17 protein-coding genes are annotated in these 20,095 nt (G+C 64.0%); 8 read left to right on the top strand and 9 right to left on the bottom strand.

Annotation, left to right across the window (positions count from 1 at the left end; all coding sequences use genetic code 11):
• Positions 1-72: 72 nt before the first annotated feature.
• Positions 73-831: an outer membrane lipoprotein carrier protein LolA gene (locus RX330_RS01095; RefSeq protein WP_317244035.1), complete on the top strand. Its 759-nt coding sequence runs from the start codon at positions 73-75 to the stop codon at positions 829-831.
• Positions 832-992: 161 nt separating this feature from the next.
• Entirely contained in the window at positions 993-1,808 is an 816-nt protein-coding gene (gene xth, locus RX330_RS01090; protein ID WP_317241783.1) for an exodeoxyribonuclease III, read from the top strand.
• Between the two features lie 60 nt (positions 1,809-1,868).
• On the opposite strand, the gene RX330_RS01085 is transcribed toward xth, so the two are convergent.
• Both RX330_RS01085 and RX330_RS01080 read right to left on the bottom strand, forming a co-directional pair.
• Positions 1,869-2,312, bottom strand: a complete 444-nt coding sequence (locus RX330_RS01085) for a cyclic nucleotide-binding domain-containing protein (RefSeq protein WP_194405284.1) — start codon at positions 2,310-2,312, stop codon at positions 1,869-1,871.
• Between the two features lie 58 nt (positions 2,313-2,370).
• Positions 2,371-3,057: a response regulator transcription factor gene (locus RX330_RS01080; protein WP_007598630.1), complete on the bottom strand. Its 687-nt coding sequence runs from the start codon at positions 3,055-3,057 to the stop codon at positions 2,371-2,373.
• Between the two features lie 237 nt (positions 3,058-3,294).
• Here RX330_RS01080 and RX330_RS01075 point away from each other — a divergent pair, with 237 nt between their 5' ends.
• Together RX330_RS01075 and RX330_RS01070 are read left to right on the top strand one after the other, a co-directional pair.
• Positions 3,295-3,831, top strand: a complete 537-nt coding sequence (locus tag RX330_RS01075) for a L,D-transpeptidase (RefSeq protein ID WP_317241780.1) — start codon at positions 3,295-3,297, stop codon at positions 3,829-3,831.
• Positions 3,832-3,837: 6 nt separating this feature from the next.
• Positions 3,838-4,623, top strand: coding sequence for a 2-keto-4-pentenoate hydratase (locus RX330_RS01070; RefSeq protein WP_317241778.1), 786 nt, complete (start codon positions 3,838-3,840; stop codon positions 4,621-4,623).
• A gap of 140 nt (positions 4,624-4,763) precedes the next feature.
• Here the strand turns inward: RX330_RS01070 and RX330_RS01065 are convergent, their stop codons facing one another.
• Positions 4,764-5,453, bottom strand: coding sequence for a YggS family pyridoxal phosphate-dependent enzyme (locus RX330_RS01065; RefSeq protein ID WP_317241776.1), 690 nt, complete (start codon positions 5,451-5,453; stop codon positions 4,764-4,766).
• 109 nt (positions 5,454-5,562) lie between these two features.
• Here RX330_RS01065 and RX330_RS01060 point away from each other — a divergent pair, with 109 nt between their 5' ends.
• From RX330_RS01060 to holA, 4 genes are all read left to right on the top strand, one after another.
• The gene (locus tag RX330_RS01060; RefSeq protein WP_317241775.1) at positions 5,563-7,260 is read left to right on the top strand and encodes a diguanylate cyclase domain-containing protein; all 1,698 of its coding nucleotides are present in this window, start codon (positions 5,563-5,565) and stop codon (positions 7,258-7,260) included.
• Positions 7,261-7,682: 422 nt separating this feature from the next.
• Positions 7,683-10,319, top strand: coding sequence for a leucine--tRNA ligase (gene leuS / locus RX330_RS01050; protein ID WP_317241773.1), 2,637 nt, complete (start codon positions 7,683-7,685; stop codon positions 10,317-10,319).
• Positions 10,306-10,857 carry an LPS assembly lipoprotein LptE gene (lptE, locus tag RX330_RS01045; RefSeq protein WP_212082752.1) on the top strand — a complete coding sequence of 184 codons (552 nt, stop codon included), beginning with the start codon at positions 10,306-10,308 and terminating at the stop codon, positions 10,855-10,857. The genes leuS and lptE overlap by 14 nt, the downstream gene beginning before the upstream one ends.
• A 136-nt stretch (positions 10,858-10,993) precedes the next feature.
• Positions 10,994-12,022 carry a DNA polymerase III subunit delta gene (holA, locus tag RX330_RS01040; RefSeq protein WP_317241772.1) on the top strand — a complete coding sequence of 343 codons (1,029 nt, stop codon included), beginning with the start codon at positions 10,994-10,996 and terminating at the stop codon, positions 12,020-12,022.
• Between the two features lie 73 nt (positions 12,023-12,095).
• Here holA and RX330_RS01035 read toward each other — a convergent pair whose 3' ends face one another.
• The 6 genes from RX330_RS01035 to rho form a co-directional block, all read right to left on the bottom strand.
• Positions 12,096-12,983 (bottom strand): ParB/RepB/Spo0J family partition protein, encoded by an 888-nt coding sequence (locus RX330_RS01035; RefSeq protein ID WP_212082758.1) that lies wholly within the window; start codon positions 12,981-12,983, stop codon positions 12,096-12,098.
• A gap of 155 nt (positions 12,984-13,138) precedes the next feature.
• A complete protein-coding gene (locus RX330_RS01030; protein WP_212082761.1) occupies positions 13,139-14,005 on the bottom strand; it encodes a ParA family protein in 867 nt (288 codons plus the stop codon).
• Positions 14,006-14,033: 28 nt separating this feature from the next.
• A complete protein-coding gene (gene rsmG, locus RX330_RS01025; RefSeq protein ID WP_317241769.1) occupies positions 14,034-14,804 on the bottom strand; it encodes a 16S rRNA (guanine(527)-N(7))-methyltransferase RsmG in 771 nt (256 codons plus the stop codon).
• Between the two features lie 9 nt (positions 14,805-14,813).
• The gene (gene mnmG, locus RX330_RS01020; protein ID WP_317241768.1) at positions 14,814-16,694 is read right to left on the bottom strand and encodes a tRNA uridine-5-carboxymethylaminomethyl(34) synthesis enzyme MnmG; all 1,881 of its coding nucleotides are present in this window, start codon (positions 16,692-16,694) and stop codon (positions 14,814-14,816) included.
• 315 nt (positions 16,695-17,009) lie between these two features.
• Positions 17,010-18,347: a tRNA uridine-5-carboxymethylaminomethyl(34) synthesis GTPase MnmE gene (gene mnmE / locus RX330_RS01015; RefSeq protein ID WP_317241767.1), complete on the bottom strand. Its 1,338-nt coding sequence runs from the start codon at positions 18,345-18,347 to the stop codon at positions 17,010-17,012.
• A 321-nt stretch (positions 18,348-18,668) separates the two neighbouring features.
• On the bottom strand, positions 18,669-19,934 hold the full coding sequence (rho, locus tag RX330_RS01010) for a transcription termination factor Rho (RefSeq protein WP_008133567.1): 1,266 nt from the start codon (positions 19,932-19,934) through the stop codon (positions 18,669-18,671).
• Positions 19,935-20,095 lie beyond the last annotated feature (161 nt).

Genomic DNA, 20,095 nt, shown 5'->3' with positions numbered 1-20,095 from the left:
ATACAGGACGACGCGTTGATCAGACATCCGGACATTCGATTCGCTGCCACCATCGCCGCGCGAAGCGCGCGGGTGGCCGGCGTGCTGCTCGTCACTGCCGCGATGGTGACCACGACGTCGCTCGCGCAGACCGTGCCGGTGCCGAAGCCCGCACCGAAGGGCCGTGATGGTGCTCAATCCGGAGGCGCTGGGCCGGCTGTCACCGGCGCGACGCAGGCGCCCCCGAATCCGGTGATCCCGGATCCGCGCCGCAACGTGCCGAGCAGCATCTTCCAGACCTTCGATGCGAACCAGAAGGCTCAGGCGGCCAAGGTCAGCGCCTATCTGTCCTCGCTGCAGACGCTGGTCGGAAATTTCGTCCAGGTCGGCCCCGACGGCAGCAAGACCCAAGGCGATTTCTACATTCAGAAGCCGGGCAAGGTCCGCTTCGAATATGACGCGCCGAGCCCGATCGACATCGTCGCCGACGGGTCCTCGCTGGTGGTGCGCGACCGCAAGCTTGCGACGCAGGATGTCTACCCGCTGTCGCAGACGCCGCTGCGCTTCCTGCTGTCCGACCGCATCGACCTGATGAAGGACACCAACGTCGTCAACGTCTCCGCCGACGACGTCTTCGTCAGCGTCACCATCGAGGAGAAGCAGGCGCTGGTCGGCACCAGCCGTCTCCTGTTGATGTTCGGCGCCAAGGACGGCCAGTTGAAGCAGTGGACCGTCACCGACCCGCAGGGCTACGACACCACGATCGCGGTCTATAATCTCGATACGAGCAAGAAGCTCGATCCCGGCATGTTCAAGATCGACTTCACCAATTACGGCCCGTCGCCGGGTTGAGGGCTCCGCTGCCGTAAGGTGGGCAAAGGCGCGTTTGCGCGGTGCCCACCATCTCTCGCCCGGTGGCAGGAACGTGGGCACGCTTCCGCTTTGCCCACCCACGAGAGCTCGTTGTGGACAAGCGTTTTCCCCACGCCAATCCATGCTAAGACGCATTTCCCATGCGTCTTTCCCTGACAACCTGGAACATCAATTCGGTGCGGCTGCGCATCGATCTGGTCGCGAAATTCCTCAAGAGCGCGCGGCCGGACGTGCTGTGCCTGCAGGAAACCAAGTGCATCGACGATGCGTTTCCGCTGAAGCGCTTCAAGCGGCTTGGCTACGAGCACGTCGCGCTGAACGGGCAGAAAGGCTATCACGGCGTCGCCATCGTCTCGAGGATTCCATTCGAATCGAAGGACATCCGCACCTTCTGCGACAAGGTAGATTCGCGCCACATCTCGGTGTCGTTCGGCGAGAAGGCCAATATCGCAAAGCCGCTGGTGCTGCATAATTTCTACGTCCCCGCCGGCGGCGACATTCCCGATCCCGCGCTGAACGAGAAGTTCGACCACAAGCTTCGCTTCCTCGACGAGATGAAGGCGTGCGAGCCGCTGCATCCGCGCGGCGATGACAGGCACATCCTGGTCGGCGATCTCAATGTCGCCCCGCACGAAAACGACGTGTGGTCGCACAAGCAGCTTCTGAAGGTGGTCTCGCATACGCCTGTCGAAACCGAGAAGCTCCAGGCCGCGCTCCAGGCCGGCGAATGGGTCGACGTCGCACGCGAGCGCATTCCGATGTCCGAGAAGGTCTACACGTGGTGGAGCTACCGTTCCGCCGACTGGACCGTCGGCGATCGCGGCCGCAGGCTCGACCACATTTGGGTCTCGCGCGCGCTGAAAGACGCGGTCAGTGATTTCAAGATTCTTCGCGATGCGCGGAGCTGGGAGCGGCCGTCGGACCATGTGCCGGTCACGGTGACGTTGGAGGTGTGAGGTCCCTGTCGTCATTCCGGGTTCGCGCTCTGCGCGCCCCGGAATGACAGGCGGAAAGACCTATGACGTCAGCTTCGCACCCGCCATCAAAATATCGCTCGCGATCTGGCTGGAGCGCACCGCGAATTCATCGCGCAGGCGCACGGCGGCGGCCGGGTCGCTCTCGAGCACGCGCTGGAATAGGCTGCGGGCGACGCGGATGACGGAGGAGTGCTCCAGCGCGATCGCGCTCGACGGCCGTTTCATCGGCACCACCAGCGCGAGCTCGCCGATCAATGCGCCGGGACCGGCGATCATTTCGGCGCCGGCGCCGTCGTCGACCCGGAAGGCGCCGCGTTGGACCACGAAGCCGGCATCCGCATCGTCGCCGAGATTGAACAGAGTATCGCCGCGGACGAAGTCACGCTGCTCGGAGCCGATCGCCAGCATGCGCAACGAGGCGTCTCCCAACAGGCGCAGTGTCGGGACTCGCTCGAGAAGCGCTACGTCGTCGTCGATTGACATTCAGATCCGAGGCTCAAGGGCATGCGATCTAAAACGATTCGCACGCCCTTCAAGCGTATCACGGCACCAGCTTGTAGCCACCGGCTTCCGTGACCAGGATTTCCGGGTTGGCGGCGTCCTTCTCGATCTTCTGGCGCAGGCGGTAGATGTGGGTTTCCAGCGTATGGGTGGTCACGCCGGAATTATAACCCCAGACCTCCTGGAGCAGGGTCTCGCGCGAGACCGGCATCTGGCCGGCGCGGTAGAGGAAGCGGAGGATGGCGGTTTCCTTCTCCGTGAGCCGCACCTTGCGCGCGTTGGCGGCGGTGAGCATCTTGGAGCCAGGCCTGAAGGAATAGGGGCCGACCGAGAACACCGCGTCCTCGCTGGCCTCGTGCTGACGGAGCTGGGCGCGAATGCGGGCCAGCAGGACGGCGAAGCGGAAAGGCTTTGCCACATAGTCGTTGGCGCCGGATTCCAGCCCCAAAATCGTATCGGAATCGGTGTCGTGCCCGGTCAGCATGATGATCGGGGCCTTGAAGCCGCCCTTGCGCAGGGAGCGGACCACTTCGCGGCCGTCGGTGTCGGGCAGACCCACATCCATCAGGACGAGATCGGGGGCATTGGCCTTGGCGGCGCTCGCGCCCTTCGCGCCGGTATCCACGGCCGAGGCTTCGAATTCTTCGTGTAGCGATAGTTGCTCCACCAACGTGTCTCGCAGATCGGTATCGTCATCCACGATCAGGATCTTGCGGGCATTGGCCATAGGGGGTCATCCTTTTGGGGTCCGACTCGGCGCGCATCCATGCTGCACCCAGCCGTGAGGGAAGTTTAGGGGGGTCGCTGTTGTTATTGTTGTTCGTGTTGAAGTAGTGGGCTGTCACCGATTCACAAGCCAGAACCACTCTAACCCAAAATAGCCGGCGGCTTTGATGAATGTCCTGTAATGAATTCGACACCGCAATTACACATGAAAAGCAAAGCATCTTCAGTCGGTTACACCATGAATCGAAGCGCCGGGCCGCTCTCCGCGATCCGCGTTAAGCCTGCAGCCGGAAATCCGCGCCGAGGTTGGCTGACGGCGGGATCGCTGATCATACCGGTCGCGCTGGGGCGGGGCGGCATTCTGGCCAACAAGCGCGAGGGCGACGGCGGCACCCCCAGGGGCAGCTTCCGTCCCAGGCGGTTGTGGTGGCGGGGCGACCGCCACAGCCGGCCGCAGAGTTTCTTGCCGACCCGGATCATCACCGCAGCCGACGCCTGGTGCGAGGATCCCAGCGACCGCCATTACAACCAGGCGATCCGGCTCGGCGAGGGGCAGGGCGGTGACCGGCTCAAGCGGGCCGACCATCTCTATGACTTCATCGTCGAAATCGACCACAATACGAGGCCACGGATCGCCAGCCGTGGCAGCGCGGTATTTTTGCACCTGGCCCGCGACAATTTCGGTCCGACCGCGGGCTGCGTCTCCATGACGAAATCTGCGATGCTGCAATTGCTGCGGCGGCTGGGACCAAGGACAAGAATCATCATCGGGTGAGGATGCATGCTCGACAGGGATCAGATCGCGGCCGCATCGCGCGTCCTCGTTCAACATTGGCGCGACGGCTCCAAGCTTGACGCGCTGGAAGCGCGATTGCGACCGCAGAGCCGCGCCGAGGGCTACGCCATCCAGGCTGCGCTCGACACCCAGTCGTTTGGAAAACGGCTCGGCTGGAAGATCGCGGCCACGAGCGTATCAGGACAGAAGCACATCAACGTCACGGGACCGCTGGCCGGTTGCATCATGAGCGACACATTGATCGCCGATGGCGGCATCGCGTCGATGAAGGGCAACGAGATGCGCGTCGGCGAACCGGAGTTCGCCTTCCGCATGGGACACGATCTGCCGCCGCGCGCGGCGCCCTACAGCGTCGACGAGGTGCTCGCCGCCGTCGACACCTTCCATCCCGCGATCGAGATTCCCGATTCGCGCTTTGCCGATTTCGTCAGCGCGGGCGAGGCCCAGCTCATCGCCGACAATGCCTGCGCGCATCTGTTCGTGCTGGGCGCGGCGACGGCTGCCGACTGGCGCGCGATGGATCTCGCCGAGGAGCGGCCGGTGATCACCCTGCGCGGCCAGCGCCATATCGGCCACGGCAAGAACGTGCTCGACGATCCCCGCGCCGCGCTCGCCTGGCTTGCCAACGAGCTGCGGGGACTCGGAATCACCTTGCGGGCAGGGGAGGTCGTGACCACCGGCACGTGCCATCCGCCGCTGCCGATTCAGGCCGGCGATCATCTTGCCGCGGACTTTGGCGTGCTGGGGAAGGTGTCGGTGGGCTTCGTGTAGGGGCTCAAACTTCGCCGTCATTGCGAGGAGCCCTTGCGACGAAGCAATCCAAAATCCGCGGAAAGATTCTGGATTGCTTCGCTACGCTCGCAATGACGAACTCAACAGCCTTGTCGAGGCACGTGTCCGGCTAACGGCTCCTACCGATGCCCGAAGATCGCGCTGCCCACGCGGACGTGGGTGGCACCCAACATGATGGCGTTGGCGAAATCCGCGCTCATGCCCATCGAGAGATTCGTCAATCCATTGCGCGCGGCGATCTTGGCGGTCAGCGCGAAATGCGCCGCCGGCGGCTCGTCGACCGGCGGAATGCACATCAACCCGGAGATCGTCAGCCCATAGGTGTCGCGGCAGCTGGCGAGGAAGGCGTCGGCCTCGCCGGGCGGGACGCCGGCCTTCTGCGGCTCCTCGCCGGTGTTGATCTGGACGAAGAGCTGCGGGTGCTTGTTCTGGGATTCGATTTCCTTGGCTAACGCTTGGCAAATGCTCGGACGGTCGACCGAATGGATGGCGTCGAACAGCGCGACCGCCTCTTTCGCCTTGTTGGATTGCAGTGGTCCGATCAGATGCAGCGCGATGTCGGAGTAAACAGACGTTAACGCAGGCCACTTGCTTTTGGCCTCCTGCACCCGATTTTCGCCGAACACGCGCTGTCCGGCGTCGATGATCGGGACAATGGCATCCGCGGCGAAAGTCTTGGACACCGCGATCAGCGTCACGGAGGCGCGATCGCGTCGCGCATCCCTGCAGGCGCGGGTGATTTCGGCTTCGACCGCCGCAAGCGCGTTTGGTGAATGGCCGGTTACCGGCGCGGCATTGGCTTCTGTCATGACGTCGTTTGGTTGTGCTCGTAACCGGAGGTAAGTCCAATTTTACCGAGTTCAAGCAAGAGTTTTTGAACCCTTCGCTTTACCTTGGCCCACGGGGTGGGTAGCGAAGATGGCAAGCATCAGTCTCAACCGCAAACGGGCGAAACTCAAGCAGGTTCTCGGAATCCGGGCGCGGCTCGCATTGCTCGCGGTGATTCTGGTGGCGCCCTTGATGCTCGAGCGCATCCGTTCGCTCGAAGACACCCGCGCCCGGCAGATCGCGCAGGCCACGGTTGAATTCACCACCGTCGCAAGGCATAGCGCCGATGCGCAGCGCCAGGTGATCTCGTCGGTCGAGACCATCCTGAAATCGGAAGCTTTCATCCGCGCCTCTGCCGGCGGCGTCAGCAAGAGCTGCGACGTGCTGCGCGCGAGCCTGCCGTCGAACCTGCCCTGGATCCGCACGCTGTTGATCGCAGGCCAGGACGGGCGCATTCAATGCGCCACCAACAACATGTATGTCGGCCTCGACCTGAGCGACCGGCCCTACTTTCAGCAGGCCCAGGAGAGCGGCCGCTTCGTGCTGAGCGATTTCATCCTGTCGCGGCCTGTGCTGACACCGACCGTGATGGCGGTTTACCCGGTGTCCGCATTCAGCGGCGTGCCCGATGCCGTCGTGCTCGCCACGGTCAATCTCGACTGGATGTCGAAGGTGATGAGCAATCTGGGCGGCCGCGCCGGCATCACCGCCGTGCTGGTCGACAGCGCAGGCACCGTGCTGGCCGCCCCCGCCGATCAGCACGCCGCGGTCGGCCGGCCCCTCGACAATCTGCCGCTTATGTCCGCGATCGCCGATCGCGCGCTACGGTCGGACCAGGATGAAGGCACGCTGTCTTTCCTCGCCGCCGACGGCTCCCGCCGCGCGGTCAGCTACATCCGCATCGCGGGCACCAATGCCCGCCTGATCGCCAGCATCGACGAAGACAAGGTGTCCGCGGCGGTCAGCCGCGACATCCGCACCGCCTATCTCCAGCTCGCTTTCGTCGTCGTGTTCGTCCTGCTCGGCGCGCTGATCGCCGCCGAGAAACTCGTCATCAAGCCGATCGAGATGCTCGTCGACATGGCCAAACGTCTCGGCGAGGGCGATCTTTCGGCCCGCGCGGCGCGCAACCGCCTGCCGGCCGAGTTCGTGCCGCTGGCCCGCGCGTTCAACGCGATGGCCGCGCAGCTTAGCCAGCGCGAGCGCGAGTTGATCGCGAGCAACGACCGCCTAACGGTGATGGCCTCGATCGACATGCTCTCGGGGCTTGCCAACCGGCGCGGCTTCCAGAGCCGGCTCGACTTCGAGTGGATGCGCGCGCAGCAATATGGCAGCGACCTTGCGCTTCTGATGATCGACGTCGACCATTTCAAGCTGTTCAACGACACCTATGGCCATCTCGAAGGCGATTCCTGCCTGACCAGGCTCGGGGAATCCCTGTCTGGCATTGCCGCCGACAACATGGGCTTCGCGGCGCGCTATGGCGGCGAGGAATTCTGCCTGTTGCTGCCGAACACCGACGTGACGCGCGCCGTCGAAATCGGCGAGCAGGTGCGCGCGGCCGTGCTGAAGCTGTGCCTGCCGCACATCACGTCAGCCCATATGATCGTCACGGTCTCGATCGGCGTTGCCGCCACGAAACCCAACGAGAGCTTGCGTCCGGGCGACCTGATCGAAGCCGCCGACGCCGCGCTCTACGCCGCAAAACACCGCGGCCGCAACACCGTCGTCGAGCACGGCATCATGGTGATCGACCACGGCGCCGCCACGATCGCGATGGCGGGCTAAACCGCCGCAATCTCCCGATCGAGCTCCGTCTCGGCAATTACGCGATTGCGGCCACTTCTTTTCACGAGATAGAGCGCGCGGTCGCAGCATTCGACCAGGTCGTTCATGGCTTCTCCCGGCTGAAACTGTGCAGCACCGATTGCAGCCGCTGAGAGGCCAAGGAGGCCGCCGCGCCGTCATCATCGAGTTGGTCGGAAGCGGTGGCGAGCTTGGCGCAAGGTCCCGGCCTCAGGGTTCCCACAACTTGGCCCCGCGGCCTCAATCACCCTTAGAAATAGAGCCTCCTCCGTAATGGACCGGGAGTCCAGAGGTGTGACCGAGGGGATTCTAACGGTTTTCGGCAACCCATTGACCCGTTACGGACTTTTATGGCCTAGTCCGCCGTCTTGAGCCGGCCGAACCCACGAAAACCCAACGATTCCATGACCTCCGAACGCTATAACGCCCGCGACGCCGAACCGCGCTGGCAACGCCTCTGGGACCAGCAGGCGATCTTCGTCTCCAGGAACGACGATTCGCGGCCGAAATATTATGTGCTCGAGATGTTCCCCTACCCGTCCGGGCGCATCCATATCGGCCATGTCCGGAATTATACGCTCGGCGACGTGCTGGCCCGCTTCATGCGCGCCAAGGGGTTCAACGTGCTGCACCCGATGGGCTGGGACGCCTTCGGCCTGCCGGCCGAGAATGCCGCGATCGAGCGCAAGGTCGCGCCGAAGGCCTGGACCTACGACAACATCGCCGCGATGAAGAAGCAGCTCCGCTCGATCGGGCTGTCGCTGGACTGGTCACGCGAATTCGCGACCTGCGACCCCAGCTACTACAAGCATCAGCAGAAGATGTTCCTGGACATGCTCGCCGCCGGCCTCGCCGAGCGCGAGAAGCGCAAGCTCAACTGGGATCCGGTCGACATGACCGTGCTCGCCAACGAGCAGGTGATTGACGGCCGCGGCTGGCGCTCCGGTGCGATCGTCGAGCAGCGCGAGATGAGCCAGTGGGTCTTCAAGATCACGAAGTATTCGCAGGAATTGCTGTCGGCACTCGATGGGCTGGACCGCTGGCCCGACAAGGTGCGGCTGATGCAGCGCAATTGGATCGGCCGCTCGGAAGGCCTGCTGGTCCGCTTCGCGCTCGATCAGGCGACGACGCCTGCCGGCGAGAGTGAGCTGAAGATCTTCACGACGCGCCCGGACACGCTGTTCGGCGCGAAATTCATGGCGATCTCGGCGGATCATCCCCTGGCGCAGGCAGCTAGCGCAAAGAACCCGAAACTCGCGGAATTCATCGCGGACATCAAGAAGATCGGCACCGCGCAGTCGATCATCGACACGGCGGAGAAGCAGGGCTTTGACACCGGCATCCGCGCCGTGCACCCGTTCGATCCCTCCTGGAAGCTGCCGGTCTATGTCGCGAATTTCGTGCTGATGGAATACGGCACCGGCGCGATCTTCGGCTGTCCGGCGCACGACCAGCGCGACCTCGACTTCGTCAACAAATACAATCTCGGCAACACGCCCGTCGTGTGCCCCGAGGGCCAGGACCCGAAAACCTTCGTCATCACCGACACCGCCTATGACGGTGACGGCCGCATGATCAATTCGCGCTTCCTGGACGGCATGACGATCGACCAGGCCAAGGACGAAGTTGCAAAACGCCTGGAAAACGAGCTGCGCGGCAACATGCCGGTCGGCGAGCGGCAGGTGAACTTCCGCCTGCGCGACTGGGGCATTTCGCGCCAACGCTATTGGGGCTGCCCAATACCGGTCATCCATTGTCCGAAGTGCGACGTGGTCCCGGTGCCGGACGCCGACCTACCGGTGGTGCTGCCGGAGGATGTGAGCTTCGACAAGCCGGGCAACGCACTGGACCATCATCCGACGTGGAAGCACGTCACCTGCCCGAAATGCGGCGGCAGCGCTAACCGCGAAACCGACACCATGGACACCTTCGTGGATTCGTCCTGGTATTTCGCGCGCTTCACCGATCCCTGGAACGAGAACGCGCCGACGACGCCCGCAGTCGCCAACCGGATGCTCCCGGTCGACCAGTATATCGGCGGCGTCGAACACGCGATCCTGCATCTGCTCTACAGCCGCTTCTTCACCCGCGCGATGAAGGCGACCGGCCACATTGCGCTGGACGAGCCGTTCGCCGGCATGTTCACGCAGGGCATGGTGGTGCACGAGACCTACCAGAAGGCCGACGGCACCTATGTGCAGCCGGCCGAGGTCAAGGTCGAGGTCGGCGGCAATGGACGCCGTGCCACGCTGCTCGCCACCGGCGAAGACATCCAGATCGGACCGATCGAGAAGATGTCGAAGTCGAAGAAGAACACGGTCGACCCCGACGACATCATCGAGACCTACGGCGCCGACGTCGCCCGCTGGTTCATGCTGTCGGACTCCCCGCCCGACCGCGACGTGATCTGGAGCGACGAGCGCGTCCAGGGCGCCTCGCGTTTCGTGCAGCGGCTGTGGCGGCTGGTGAACGATTCCGTCGAGTTCGGCAAGGGCGCGCCGGCGGCCCGCCCCACCAGCTTCGGCCCCGACGCCACCGCCCTGCGCAAGGCCGCCCATGGTGCGCTGGACAAGGTCACGACCGGGATCGAACGGCTGCACTTCAACGTCTGCCTCGCCCATATCCGCGAGTTCGCCAATACCTTTTCGGAGATCCTGCAGCGCCCCGGCCAGTCCGCCGCGAGCCTGGCTCCGGACTTGGCCTGGGCGATCCGGGAAGCCGGCCAGATCCTGGTCCAGCTTTTCTCCCCGATGATGCCGCACCTCGCTGAGGAGTGCTGGCAGGTTCTGGGCCAGAGCGGGCTGGTTTCGGAGGCCAATTGGCCCCAAATCGAACGCGATTTGCTGGTTGAAGACAGCGTGACCCTGGTGGTCCAGGTCAATGGCAAGAAGCGGGGTGAGGTCACAGTTGCAACAGCGGCCCAGAATCCGGAAATCGAGGCTGCCGTTTTGGCCCTCGATGCGGTAAAGCTGGCCCTGGATGGCAAGCCCGTCCGCAAGGTGATCATCGTCCCCAAGAGGATCGTAAATGTTGTCGGCTAGGATCCGCATCGCAGCCCGCTTGCTGGCGGTCGCCGCCTTGGCCGCGCTGACGGCCGGCTGCTTCCGGCCGATGTATGCCGAGCGAAGCGACGGCACCCCCGGCCTGCGCGAGAAGTTGATGGGCATCGAGCTGCCCCCGATCACCAAGCCCAATGCCTCCCGCGAGGCCCGGGTCGGCGTCGAAATCCGCAACGCGCTGGCCTTCAAGCTTTACGGCAGCGCGACAGGCATGCCGCCGACCCACAAGCTGGACATCCGTTTCACCACCAGCCGTTCCTCGCTGATCGTCAGCTCCACGACGGGCCTGCCGACCAGCGAAAATCTTGGCATCGACGCCCAGTATAGGCTGGTCGATGTCGCGACCGGCGCGGCGGTCATGACCGGCTCGACCTTCTCCCGCGTGTCCTACGACATGCCGGGGTCCTATCAGCGCTTCTCGCGCACCCGCGCCATGCGCGATGCCGAGGATCGGGCCGCCAACGAGATCGCCGAGAACATCACGACCCGGCTCGCCTCGTTCTTCACCGCCGGCACGTAAGATCACTCCAGTCATTCCAGGGTGCGCGAAGCGTGAACTATGGTGCGCAATTGCGCACCTGAGAATCCAGAGATTGTGGGTCGAGATTCCGGGTTCGGCTCTTCGAGCCGCCCCGGAATGACGCCGTCGGGGCAACATGGTCGCGCTACGCGGAAAAGAGATCGACGCCTTCCTTGCCCGTCCCGATGCGGGTCGTCCGATCGTCCTGCTCTACGGCCCCGATGCCGGCCTCGTGCGCGAGCGCGCGGATGCGCTGATCGCCTCCGCCGTCGACGATCCCAACGATCCCTTTTCACTGGTCAAGCTGGATGGCGACGAGCTTTCTGCCGAGCCGTCCCGCCTCGTCGACGAAGCCATGACCGTGCCGCTGTTCGGCGGCCGCCGCGCGATCCGCATCCGGGCCGGCTCGCGCAGCTTTGCCAGCGGCGTCGACACTCTCGCAGAGATGAGCGTCAGGGATTGCCGCATCGTGATCGAGGCCGGCGAGCTGCGCCCGGAATCGCCGCTGCGCAAAGCCTGCGAGAAGGCCAAGACGGCTGTGGCGATCGGCTGCTATCCCGACACCGAGCGCGATCTCGCCAAGCTGATGGAAGACGAGCTGCGTATCGCCAATTTGCGCATCGCGCAGGACGCTCGCGCCGCGCTGATGTCGTTCCTCGGCGGCGATCGCCAGGCCTCGCGCAACGAGCTGCGCAAGCTCACGCTCTATGCGCATGGCAAAGGCGAGATCACGCTGGACGATGTGATGTCGGTGGTCGCCGATGCCTCCGAGCTGAAGCTCGATCCGATCGTCGACGGCGCCTTCGCCGGTCGGCCCGACATCGTCGAGACCGAGTTCGCCAAGGCCATGATCGCCGGCACCTATCCCGGCGTGATCATCTCGGCGGCGCAGCGCCAGGCCGCGTGGCTGCACAAATCGGCGCTCGCGATCGCCGACGGTACGCCGGCCTCGACGGTGCTCGACAGCGGCTATCCGCGCCTGCACTTTTCACGAAAGCCCGCGGTCGAAACCGCGCTGCGCAATTTCAGCGTGGCGCGGCTCGCGGCCATCATCGAGCAGCTGGCGACCGCGGCGCTCGACACCCGCAAGCAATCCACCCTCGCCGCCGCCATCGCGCAACGCACGCTGATGGCGATCGCCGCGAATGCGAAGCGGCGGGGATAGGCCTGCGCTTTCTCGCGTCCCGGACACCCGCCGTCATCCCCGCGTTCGCAGGGGGCGACAACGACGATCGTCGCTACAGCGCGCCCTTGGCCAGCCGCTTCATCACCTCGTCGAGCTGATCGAGGTTGCGATAGGTGATCTGGACCGAGCCGCCGGGATCGCGGTGATTGACGGTGACCTTGAGGCCGAGCGCGTCGCTGACGCGCTTTTCGAGATCAATCGTGTCGGGGTCCTTATCCTTGCCCCCCGTGCTGCGCGCCTTTTGCGGCTTGCGCTCCGGCACGCCCTCTTCATGCGCGAGCGCCTCGGCCTGGCGGACGTTGAGGCCTTCCTCGACGATGCGCTTGGCGGCTGCGAGCGGATCCGGCACGCCGATCAGCGCGCGGGCATGGCCGGCGGTCAGCTCGCCGGTCGCGATGAAGGCCTGCACCTCGGCGGGCAGCTTCGTCAGCCGCATCATGTTGGCGACGTGGCTGCGGCTCTTGCCGACGACTTTTGCGATGTCCTCCTGGCTGCGTTTGAATTCGTTGGCGAGCGCGTGATAGCCCTGCGCCTCTTCCATCGGGTTGAGATCCTCGCGCTGCACGTTCTCGACGATCGCGAACTCCAGCGCGTCACTGTCGCTGATGTCGACCGGGACGATCGGCACTTCGTGCAGGCCGGCCATCTGCGAGGCGCGCCAGCGCCGCTCGCCAGCGATGATCTCGAAGCGATCCTGTGCGCCCTTCACCGGACGCACCACGATCGGCTGGATCACGCCGTGCTGCCTGATGGACTCGCTTAGCTCCTTCAGTTCGGCGTCCGAAAAAGTGCGGCGCGGATTGCGCGGATTGGCCTTGATGAACTCGATCGGCACCTTGCGCTGCGCCCGCGGACGGTCGACGTGCTGGGCTTCGCCGCCGACATCGCCGATCAGACTTGCAAGACCCCGGCCCAGTCGCGAACGCGCTTCATCGGCCATCGCCAGCTCCCTTGGATTCACGGTGCAGCACTCCAGAACTGAATTTCGAATTGCGGGTCGTAGGGCGGATGAGCGAAGCGTCATCCGCCATGGCTTTGTCGAGGCGGGAGATTCGGCGGGTTACGCTGCGCTGACCCGCCCTGCGGATCTCTCCGTCAATGCGTCGTCCGCAACTCACGCTCGCGCTGGATCACTTCGGTGGCGAGCCGCAAGTAAGCTTCGCTGCCGACGCATTTGAGATCGTAGACCAGCACCGGCTTGCCGTAAGACGGCGCTTCCGAGATGCGCACGTTGCGCGGAATCATGGTCTTGTAGACTTTCTCGCCCATGAACTGCCGCACGTCGGCAACGACCTGGTTCGAGAGATTGTTGCGCGAGTCGAACATGGTCAGCACGATGCCGTGGATCGACAGGTTCGGGTTGAGTGTCGAGCGCACCTGCTCCACCGTCTGGAGCAATTGCGACAGACCTTCGAGCGCGAAGAACTCGCATTGCAGCGGCACCAGGATCGCATCGGACGCTGCCATCGCGTTCACCGTGAGCAGGTTCAGCGAGGGCGGACAGTCGATCAGCACATAGGTGTAGTCGGCATCCGGCGACACGTTGTTGTTGAGCGCGCCGATGGCGTCGCGCAGCTTGAAGGCGCGGCCGGGCGTGGTGCCGAGCTCGAGCTCGAGGCCGGAGAGATCCATGGTCGAGGGCGCGATGTGAAGCCGCGGCACAGCGGTCGAGACCACGGCTTCACGCAGCGGAGCTTCTCCGATCAGCACGTCGTAGGTCGAGCAGGACCGGTTGCGGCGGTCGATGCCGAGGCCGGTCGAAGCGTTGCCCTGCGGATCGAGATCGACGATCAGAACACGTTCGCCGATCGCCGCGAGTGCCGTGCCGAGGTTGATCGCTGTGGTTGTCTTACCCACCCCGCCCTTCTGATTCGCCAGCGCCAGGATACGCGGATGGCCGTGCGGGACCTCGCTGGTCGGTTCCCGACTCTGCTCTTGCTGCGGCTCGTCAATCACGGTCATCGAATTTCCCCACTCGCCCCTGAACGCCTCACCCGCGCCGTTCAGCCGACATCAGCTCGACTATCCAACCATCGCCGGTACGGCTTCGATGGAGCTGCGGCTGAATATTCCAATATTTAGCGGCTTCGGTCAATTCAGCCTCTACATCTTGACCCTTAGGAAATAACGCCTTTGCGCCCTGGCGCATCAGCGGCTCCGCAAAGCCGATGAGTTGATGTAGCGGAGCCAGCGCGCGCGCGGTGACGCAATCGATGGGGCCTGTGATTCTATCCACATTATCCCCGATCTCAGCGAGATGTACGACTCCCGGAGATGTGGTGACGCGAACCGCTTCGCGCAAAAACGCGGCCTTCTTGGCGATCCGCTCGACGAGATGGACGCTCGCACCCGGCGTCCCGGCCATAGCGCAGGCCAGCACGACACCGGGAAAACCGCCGCCGCTGCCGAGGTCGGCCCATCGTTTTGCCGACGGCGCGAGATCGATGAGCTGGAGCGAATCGGCGATGTGCCGGGTCCAGAGGTTCGGCAGGGTCGAGGGCGCGACCAGATTGGTCTTGGCCTGCCACTCCCGGAGCAGTGCGATGTAGCGATCGAGCCGGGCTTCCGTTTCATGTGAAACGGGCGCGAGCCTCAAGGCCTCGCGCTTGTCGGCGGCTATGATCGAATCGAGCGCCCGATCGTTGGCGCTGGCCTTATCGATCCTCGGTTTGGCTGGAGCCGGTTCGGATCGACCCGCGCCCTCACCCGTTCCTGGTCGTCGCGATAGCGGCCTGTCCCCGCCCGGTCCGCGCTGTTTCACGTGAAACGCCTATGCGATTGCCTTGGAGGTCTTCCGCGCCTCGCGGCGGAGATAGGCCGCGAGGATGCCGAGCGCGGCGGGCGTCATGCCGTCGATCCGGCCAGCCTGCCCGACGGTGAACGGCCGTGCCTTCTCCAGCTTGGCGCGGACCTCGTTGGAGAGACCGGGGACAAGGCTGTAATCGACTTCTGACAGCACCATTCCCTCGTCGCGCCGAAAGGCCTCGACGTCGGCGCTCTGGCGCTCGAGGTAGACATCGTACTTGGCGTCGATTTCGAGGTGGGTCGCGATGACGGGCTCAATCGCGGAAAGCTCCGGCCAGATCGCACGGACCTGGCTCCAGCCGATCTCCGGATAGGCCATCAGCTCGAAGGCCGACCGGCGCTGGCCGTCCCGATTCAGCGACAGGCCATGCTTGGTTGCCTCGTTCGGGGTAATCGTCAGTGACTTCGACAGCGCCCTGGCCGCGTTCAACGCATCCATCTTGGTGCGATGATGCCGGGTCCTGGCATTGCCGACGCAGCCGAGCGCAATCCCCTTCTCGGTGAGGCGCTGATCGGCATTGTCGGCTCTCAGCGTTAGCCGGTACTCGGCTCGCGATGTGAACATCCGATAGGGCTCGCTAATCCCGCGGGTGACGAGGTCGTCGATCATCACGCCGAGATAGCCGTCGGCCCGATCGAAAACCGCCAGCGCGGCGCTGCTCGCGGAGAGCGCAGCGTTCAGGCCGGCCACGATGCCCTGCCCGGCGGCCTCTTCGTATCCGGTGGTGCCGTTGATCTGCCCGGCCAGGAACAGACCCCGCATGCGCTTGGTCTGCAAGGTTGGGTCGAGCTCGCGGGGATCGATGTGGTCGTACTCGATGGCATAGCCCGGACGGACCATCTTCACCCGCTCCAGGCCAGGAATGCTGGCGAGGATCGCGAGCTGGACCTCCTCGGGGAGCGAGGTTGAGATCCCGTTGGGATAGACTGTGCTGTCGTCGAGGCCTTCCGGCTCCAGGAAGATCTGATGGCCGTCGCGGTCGCCAAAGCGGACGATCTTGTCCTCGATCGACGGGCAATAGCGCGGGCCGGAGCTCTTGATCTGACCGGAGTACATCGGAGAGCGATGAACATTCGCCCGGATCACCTCGTGCGTGGCGGCTGTGGTCCGGGTGATACCGCACTGGATCTGCGGGGTCGTGATCCGCTCGGTCATCACCGAGAATGGCTCCGGCGGCTCGTCTCCGGGCTGCATCTCGACCGTGGACCAGTCGATCGTGGTGCCGTCCAGACGCGGCGGAGTGCCGGTCTTGAGCCGCCCAAGGGTGAAGCCGGCACGCTCGAAGGAAGCGGACAGACCGGTCGCGGGAGCCTCACCGACACGGCCGGCGGGCCAATTCTTCTCGCCGAGATGAATGAGACCGCGGAGGAAGGTGCCGGTGGTGACGACCACAGCTCCTGCCCGAAGCTCCCGGCCGTCCGCCAGGCGAAGACCCGTCACCCGGCCCTCGGCCACGATCAGCTCGTCGGCCTCACCTTCGATAACGGACAAACCTTCAGTCGCCAGGATCGCTGCCTGCATCGCAGCGGCATAGAGTTTTCGGTCGGCCTGCGCCCGGGGACCACGGACCGCCGGACCTTTGCGGCGATTGAGCACGCGAAACTGGATGCCGCCGGCATCGCCCACGCGTCCCATCAGACCATCGAGCGCATCGACTTCGCGAACCAGATGTCCCTTGCCGAGACCGCCGATGGCGGGATTGCAGGACATCGCGCCGACCGTCGAAAAACGATGCGTCACCAGAGCGGTCGTTGCACCCATCCGGGCAGAGGCAGCCGCGGCTTCACAGCCGGCGTGGCCGCCGCCAATCACAATGACGTCGAAGCTGTCTCGCTCTGGTCGCATAACCGGACTTCTAACTCAGAGGCGTGAAAGCCGGAAGTAGAAACTCAGGCGGCAGATGTTTCACGTGAAACGAGGCTGCTCTTGCGGCGCCCGAATGTGATTTTCGCAAAAACAACCCCTGCACAGTACAAGAGGCGTTGATTCGTTTGCGGTTTTGGACCGCTGATCGGCGGCGTTTCACGTGAAACGAAGGGCTCTCGGGTCCATCCTGTTTCACGTGAAATACCCGGAACTTGTTGCCAACCAAGCGCTCCGCGGTTTCACGTGAAACGCAAGCAATGGAACAAGCTCTAGTTCTACAATGAAGAACTAGAGCTACTTCCCAATGCAGAACTTCTGGAAAATGGCTCCCAGGACGTCCTCGACGTCCACCCGTCCCAGTAACCGACCGAGGGCATAAGCGGCGGCACGCAGCTCTTCGGCCGCAAGCTCCTCGCCCTCTTCTACAAGCTCCAGGCTCCGTCGCAAGCTGTCAGACGCTTGGCGCAGGAGATCCCGCTGGCGGGTCCGGGTTACCAACGCACCCTCACCGGTTCCGAAGAACTCCGCGGCAAATTTCACCAGGGCATCGACCAGATCTGGAATGCCGTCGCCCCGGCTCGCCGAGATCCCGAACTCCCCCTGCGGCTCCACCGCCCCGACCTCACCAAGATCGATCTTGTTGCGCACGACCCAGACCGTGCCACCGGACAGATCGCTCGCAGCGCTGGACGTCAGATCGGCGGCCTGTCCACCCTCCACCAGCCACAACACGAGGTCGGCGCTCCCAGCCCGGGCCCGCGCCCGGCGCACGCCCTCCTGCTCGACGGGATCGTCGGTCTCGCGGATGCCAGCGGTATCGATGACCGTGACGGGGTAGCCGTCGAGATCAAGCTGCACCTCGATCACGTCACGCGTGGTGCCGGCATGCGGCGAGACGATCGCAACCTCGCGACGCGCGAGCTGATTCATCAGCGTCGACTTGCCGACGTTCGGATGGCCTGCGATGGCAACCACGATACCGTCACGCAGGCGTTCAGAATGTCCCTGTGCCGCAAGCACTTCTGCGATTTCGTCGTGAAGAGCCTTGATCGCTTTCACCGCCGGCGCCATCAGCTCTGCCGGCACGTCACCCTCATCGGAGAAATCGATTCCGGCCTCGATCAGCGCGGAGGCCTCGATGATCCGATCGCGCCAGTCGCGTGCGCGATCCCCGAGCAGGCCCTGCAATTGCCGCAGCGCCTGGCGCCGCTGCCGGTCGGTGTCGGCGTGAATGAGATCGTCGAGGCCCTCGGCCTCGGTCAGATCGAGCTTGCCGTTCTCGAACGCCCGTCGCGTGAATTCACCCGGCTCGGCCGCCCGCGTATTCTGAATAACAGAAATCGAGGAGACGAGCGCCGCCAGCACCGCGCGTCCGCCATGGACGTGGAATTCGGCGACGTCCTCGCCGGTCGCACTGGCCGGCCCCGGAAACCAGAGCACGACCGCTTCGTCGATCGGCCGGCCCGCTTGGTCGCGGAGCAGCCGCCGAGCAACCTGCCGCGGCGCCGGCAGCTTGCCAGCCAGGGTCGTCAGCACCTGGCCGGCCTGCGATCCCGACACGCGGACCACGGCGATGGCGCTCGGCGCCCGGCCGGACGACAATGCAAAGATGGTCTGGTCTCGCGGATGCATGGCCTATTTGTCCGGCTGCCGGCGAAAAGGCAAATGTCCGTCCGAATGAAAAGAGGGCACAGCTTGCTGCGCTGTTTGCTGCAGCAAACAACCATGTTGCACCGCAATATAACTCCAAGATTTTGCTGCGCTTTTATCTAGCGCGGACCGGAAGGGACAGCGCGACTTTGAATTATTATATGATAAATCAACAGCTTAATTAAGAGGTCGCTCCGGCATTGAGGCGGCTTCCATGCTGCACGTTCGCTGCAACAAAGCCGCACAATGAAAAGGGCGCCCGAAGGCGCCCTCTGAACCTGTGCGATCTGTGTTGCAGTGCACTCAGGTATTCATGGAGTCGAAGAACTCGGAATTGCTCTTGGTCGATCGCAGCTTGTCGAGCAGGAAGTCGATCGCGTCCATCGTCCCCATCGGATTGAGGATGCGGCGGAGCACGTACATCTTCTTGAGCACCTGCGGATCGGTGATGAGCTCTTCCTTGCGGGTGCCCGAGCGCGAGATGTCGATCGCCGGGAAGGTGCGCTTGTCCGAGACCTTGCGGTCCAGGATCAGTTCCGAGTTACCGGTGCCCTTGAACTCTTCGAAGATGACTTCGTCCATGCGGCTGCCGGTATCGACCAGCGCGGTCGCGATGATGGTCAGCGAGCCGCCCTCCTCGATATTGCGGGCGGCACCGAAGAAGCGCTTCGGGCGCTGCAGCGCGTTGGCGTCGACACCGCCGGTCAGCACCTTGCCGGATGACGGCACGACCGTGTTGTAGGCGCGGCCGAGACGGGTGATCGAATCGAGCAGGATCACGACATCGCGGCCATGTTCGACCAGACGCTTGGCTTTTTCGATCACCATCTCGGCGACCTGGACGTGACGCACCGCCGGCTCGTCGAAGGTCGACGACACGACCTCGCCCTTCACCGAACGCTGCATGTCCGTAACTTCTTCCGGACGCTCGTCGATCAGAAGCACGATCAGATAGCACTCGGGATGATTGTGCGTGATCGAGTGCGCGATGTTCTGCATCAGCACGGTCTTACCCGTGCGCGGCGGCGCCACGATCAATGCGCGCTGGCCCTTGCCGATGGGAGCGACGATGTCGATCACGCGTGCAGACAGGTCTTTCCGCGTCGGATCGTCGATTTCCATGCGGAAACGCTGATTCGGAAACAGCGGCGTGAGGTTGTCGAAATTGACCTTGTGCTTGGCCTTTTCCGGATCCTCGAAGTTGAGCGTGTTGACCTTCAGCAGCGCGAAATAGCGCTCGCCTTCTTTCGGGCTGCGGATATGGCCTTCGATGGTGTCGCCCGTGCGCAGGCCGAAACGGCGGATCTGCGACGGCGAAACGTAGATATCGTCCGGGCCGGGCAGATAATTCGCATCGGGCGAGCGGAGGAAGCCGAAGCCGTCGGAGAGCACTTCGACGACGCCCTGGCCGACAATGTCGGTCTCGGCGAGAGCGAGCTGCTTGAGGATGGCAAACAGCAGCTCCTGCTTGCGCATGGTGCTGGCGTTCTCGACCCCATTCTCCTCCGCAAACGAGACGAGCTCGGCCGGGGTTTTGGACTTGAGGTCTTCGAGTTTAATTTCCCGCATTGGGGTGGTCCTGTGGGGTAACCTTGGGAGGGGGTGCGAGGAGGCTCTGAAATGCGGACGTGAGAAGGTAAGGTCCGCAGGTCTGGCAAGGTTAAGTGCCGGTGAGGCTTCAAACCTGATGCGGTGTCCGGCCTCTGGAAAGCTCAGACACAACCACATCC

The sequence above is a fragment of the Bradyrhizobium sp. NDS-1 genome (assembly GCF_032918005.1).
Classification (GTDB): domain Bacteria; phylum Pseudomonadota; class Alphaproteobacteria; order Rhizobiales; family Xanthobacteraceae; genus Bradyrhizobium; species Bradyrhizobium tunisiense.
This window is presented reverse-complemented; position numbering and strand designations above follow the sequence as displayed.